Here is a 4,645-nt window from a genome sequence, read left to right as displayed (position 1 = left end):
CCGATTACCTCCAGAAGAGCGGCGGAACCGAGCAGTATCGAGTACTCGGCAATCGCATTCAGAACGCCGTCGAGCGATACTGGGCGGAGCGGTACTTGGACCGGGGTCTCGAAGCCATCGAGACCGCTCAAGACGGGATCAGTATCTTGAACGAAGACGGACACATCGAGTACGCGAACACCGCGTGCGCCGACATTCTCGGATACGAACGCGAAGAATTGCTCGGCCAGCACTGGGAGGCGTTCTACCGGAACACCGACGTCTCCGACGTGTACGACGTTCTCCTTCCGGAAGCTCGGGCCGATCGGTGGACGGGTGAGACCTCCTTCGTCCGCAAAGACGACACAGTGATCGACGTACAGCACACGCTCTCGTACACGGACGACGGGTCGCTCATCTGTACGCTATCCCGCCCGATGACCGACGATTCGGCGGCGCGAGACCTTTCCGTGAAGGAGCGGTCGATGGACGAAGCGCCGGTTGGGATCGTGCTCACCGATCCGCACGCGGAGGACAATCCGATAATTTACGCGAACGACAAGTTCACCGAACTCACCGGCTACGACAGGACCGAGGTGATCGGTCGAAACTGTCGATTCTTGCAGGGCGAAGGGACGGACGAAGACACCGTCTCCGAACTCCGCTCTGCGATCGCGAACCGGGAGCCGGTGACCGCCGAACTGCGAAACTATCGAGCCGATGGGTCCGAGTTCTGGAACCGCGTCCGGATCGCTCCGGTCTTCGACGCCGACGGCGACCTCGACCTGTTCGTCGGCTTCCAAGACGACGTGACGACGCGGAAGGCCTACGAGGAGCGGCTGCGTTCGAATACTGCGCGCCTCGAAGCGCTGTTCGACAACTCTCCCGACATCATCGCGATCCACGACGCGGACGGCGTCATTCGAGATGTAAACCAGCGGATGTGCGACGAGCTGGGGTACACCGAAACGGAGCTGATCGGCCAGCGGGTCTGGGACCTCGATCCGACGGTCGATCCCGCCCACGCTCGGTCGTTTTGGGCCGATGCGAAGACGAACACGCCGCATCGGTTCGAGGGAGCACTGGAACGGAGTGACGGATCGACCTTCCCCATCGAGGTGCACCTCATCCGCCTCGATCTGGACGGCGAGGACCGCTTCGTCGCGATGGACAGGGACATAAGCGAACAGAAGGCTCGAGAGGCCGAGCTCGTCACGCAGAACGAACGCCTCGATCGGTTCACGAGTGTCGTGAGCCACGATCTCCGAAACCCGCTGCAGGTCGCCGAGGGACGCCTCGCCCTGCTCGAAGAGGAATGCGACAGCGAGCACGTCGCGGCCATCGACGATGCGCTCGGTCGGATGAACGCGCTGATCGACGACCTGCTCACGCTCGCTCAGGACGGGACGGAGGCGATGGAGGTGGAATCCATCTCGATCGCGGATCTCGTTCGGACGTGCTGGGACACGGTCGCGACCCGAAACGCGACGCTCGCGGTGGAGACGGACGCAACGGTCGAGGCCGATCGGGACCAACTCCAGCAGCTGTTCGAAAACCTCATCCGGAACGCTATCGAGCACGGTGGCAACGACGTCACCGTCACCGTCGGCGCGACCGACAACGGGTTCTACGTCGCCGACGACGGATCGGGGATCCCGGAGTCAGAACGCGATCGCGTCTTCGAGTCGGGGTACTCGACGGCCGCCGACGGAACCGGGTTCGGGCTGGACATCGTCTCTCAGGTCACCGACGCCCACGGCTGGACGGTCGCGGTCACGAACGGGAGCGGTGGCGGTGCCCGGTTCGATATCGACACGACCCCGGATGAGTGAGTTCAGATCCACCGGATGAGCGATTGTGGATTCACTTTCTCGTTTCGTGCGGCGTCGTCGCAGCGAACTGGCCGTCGTCGAACTCGATCGGCGTGGGAACCGAGATCACCCGCAGATCGTCGCGCTCCCGCGCTTCCTCGACGAGGGCGGGAGAGGCGTACAGTCGATCGAGCCGCATCGTATCGGTCGCCCGGAGGACACGAACCGCGTCGGGGCCCACGACGCCGACCGTCGATAGCGACGCGACGAGGCCGGCGCGGTCCGTTTCGACGACCGGTGGAAGGCGGACGCCGCGCGTCGTGCTCGCGGTGATCGCGTTGATGAGGGACGTCGAGCTGTCGAGTTCGGCTGCGAGATCGCGGTGGACGAAGTCCGCCGATCCCATCCCCATCGCGTTGCCGTGGGTCGTCTCCGTCAACCCCCGGACGAAAATTCGCTTGACGTCCGGGCGTTCCGGCTCCGGCTCGTTGATGGCGAAGGGACGCCGGCCGATCACGTTTGTGTCCATCCCCTGCCCGCTGACGTCTTTTCCCTGCCGATCGAGGATCAGCACGTCGACGTCGTCGAAGGGGACCGTCGGCAGCAGGTCGTACGCGCGCTCCAGGAGCTCGGCCTCTCGATCGAGGAACCCGGACGGCGGAACGCCTTCGATCACCGTCGTGTCGTCGAACTGGTCCTCGACGATGGCCACGCCGCCCGCGACGGGGAGCTCGGCCAGCAGCTTCTCCGTGATCTCCGGGATCATGTTCCTGAAGCTCCAGTCGATGGCCCACTCGTGGGCGGTCTTTGCGCCCCGCTGTTTGCCCATTCCGATGACGAGCATCTTCGACAGGCCGCTCTCGACGGGTCCGTCGTAGTCCGTGTGCGGTTTGACCCGATTCACCGGGACGATCGCGTCGGCTCCAGCGGCGTGTTCGTCCGCGTACACGGGCACCCCTCGGTCCGCCGTTTCGCCGACCTGCACGACGTCCATGCTCGACCGGATCTCACAACCGATCGTCGCTTCGGTGACGCCGAGCGATTCGAGCATCTCCTGCTGCCCTTCGCCGGTCGCGCCGCCGTGACTCCCCATCGCCGGGAACACGAAGGGTTCGTACCCCGCCTCACGGATCGCGTCGACGACGCCGCTCACGATCGCCGGGAGGTTGGCGATCCCGCGGCTGCCTGCGCCGACGGCAACCTCGCCGCCCTCGGGAACCGACTCGAAGTCGAGCGCGGCGACCGCGTCGACGGCGGCGGTCTCGACACGCCCGGTCGGTATCGGATCGGTGTCCCAGACCCGCTCGATGAGCCCCAGTTCCGGTAGCGGTCGGTCGCCGCACGCCTCGAGAACGGTCGCTTCCGGCACGACGAGATCGTCGAGTGATTCCATATGCGTAGGCGTCCGTCTCTCCTGTGATAAGCGTACGGGACGAGGTCGATACTCGCGCGCGCTCGTCGGAATCGCGTCGGCGACGAGTGAATTCGACGAGATCGCACCGACAGTTCTCACTGACACCACTCTCCGGGCCGAGAATCGAGCGTTTTGGACTGTGGATCTGAGACGCTCTGTTGAAACCAAAATACTTCAGACATTTTCTTTTGCGAAATGGTTGATCGCTGAAAAGTGCGTATTGGCCGGCAGATTCAAGCCCTTCGTAACCCGGTATTTTTCGGAATTTGTCGACCCAAAAGAAGATGTCACAGCCGTCGAAGCGGATCCTGATGACGACAAATTCCTCGAAGCGGCCGTCGCTGGTAGCGTCGACTACCTCGTCTCCGGAGACGGCCATTTGCTCGATCTCGAATCATTCCGTGGGATCGATATCGTCGAACCGAGAACCTTCTACGACCGACTCAACGCGCAGTGAATTCATTGTATTTCACAGAGACGATCGAGAGGTCCTTGGGCTCCAGAGATCCAGGCAGTGGATCGAGGACCCCCGACAGAAACGAACTCGGAAGACCGGGTCATGGACGTGTTCGGCGAGGCGGAGACGAACAGTATCTCCCCTCCCAAATATTGATCGAATATTTATTTATTATGGATGTATGTTGGGATTACTTTCCATACTGTTCCATTTTGCTGTTCTTACCGGATGTACATCCAGTATAACAATACTTGGACCAGTCCAACGCCGGAATGCAGGTGTTCCCAAACGTGAATCAGATCCCGACGACAGAGCCAACGGTTCAGGTACCGCACTCAGGACAGATGCAGACACAGCAGGCGGAGCAATTCTCTCGTGCCCCGGACACGGGTCGATTCCTGACGGCCGCGGAGCGGAACGCCGTCGCCCAACTGGCACAACAGTACCCACAGCAGGTCCAGCAGGCGTACGACCGGAACGTCCCGTTCGAAGCGGTCGGATTACCGATCCTGGACGCCAAACGGGCGACGCCATCCGCGCAGAGCGCGACCGCGACGACTGTTCCCGCCACCAATCTCCACAGCCCCACTACCCCCGCCGCAGCGGACCCACCCCAGGAGATCGCGGGGAACGCGGGTCAGACGCAGCCGGCTCCCGCGCCCACGCTGCAACCCCAGACGATGTCCGCGACAGCACCGTCCCAGACGGCCGTGGAAGCGACTGGCCTCGGGTCGGCACAGAGCGGCTCGCCCACGCCGCAGTCGGCCCAGCCGTCGCCGCAGTCGGCCCAGCCGTCGCCGCAGTTGGTGCAACCGCAGCCCATCCAGTCGCAGTTGGCACCCACCGTAGACGCGGCGACCATCTCCACACAACCGCAGGCGACCGCCACACAGCCGCAGCCGACTGCCGGTGCGCAGCCGCAACAGGCCACCGCACAGTCACAGCCGCAACAGGCCACCGCACAGTCACAGCCGCAACAGGCCA

Annotated in this window: 4 protein-coding genes; 3 read left to right on the top strand and 1 reads right to left on the bottom strand. The window is 63.4% G+C overall.

Annotation, left to right across the window (positions count from 1 at the left end; genetic code table 11):
* A partial coding sequence (locus ACFQEY_RS18680) for a PAS domain S-box protein (protein ID WP_379771518.1) occupies positions 1-1,811 on the top strand: 1,811 nt, incomplete at its 5' end.
* A gap of 31 nt (positions 1,812-1,842) precedes the next feature.
* Here ACFQEY_RS18680 and ACFQEY_RS18675 read toward each other — a convergent pair.
* Positions 1,843-3,183 carry a nickel pincer cofactor-dependent isomerase, group 22 gene (locus ACFQEY_RS18675; protein ID WP_379771516.1) on the bottom strand — a complete coding sequence of 447 codons (1,341 nt, stop codon included), beginning with the start codon at positions 3,181-3,183 and terminating at the stop codon, positions 1,843-1,845.
* Here ACFQEY_RS18675 and ACFQEY_RS18845 point away from each other — a divergent pair.
* Together ACFQEY_RS18845 and ACFQEY_RS18665 are read left to right on the top strand one after the other, a co-directional pair.
* Positions 3,098-3,661, top strand: coding sequence for a PIN domain-containing protein (locus ACFQEY_RS18845; RefSeq protein ID WP_459865120.1), 564 nt, complete (start codon positions 3,098-3,100; stop codon positions 3,659-3,661). The two genes, ACFQEY_RS18675 and ACFQEY_RS18845, sit on opposite strands and share 86 nt — an antisense overlap.
* 251 nt (positions 3,662-3,912) lie before the next feature.
* A partial coding sequence (locus ACFQEY_RS18665) for a hypothetical protein (RefSeq protein WP_379771513.1) occupies positions 3,913-4,645 on the top strand: 733 nt, incomplete at its 3' end.

The organism is Halorubrum trueperi, assembly GCF_042662525.1.
In the GTDB taxonomy this organism is placed as follows: Archaea; Halobacteriota; Halobacteria; order Halobacteriales; family Haloferacaceae; genus Halorubrum; species Halorubrum trueperi.
Note: the sequence above shows the minus strand (reverse complement) of the source record. Positions and strands in the feature narration are given on the sequence as shown.

Bases quoted from the DNA above. Each gene is read 5' to 3' on its own strand.
- ACFQEY_RS18845 (WP_459865120.1), top strand. From the start codon at position 3,098: ATGAGCCCCAGTTCCGGTAGCGGTCGGTCGCCGCACGCCTCGAGAACG.
- ACFQEY_RS18675 (WP_379771516.1), bottom strand. From the start codon at position 3,183: ATGGAATCACTCGACGATCTCGTCGTGCCGGAAGCGACCGTTCTCGAG.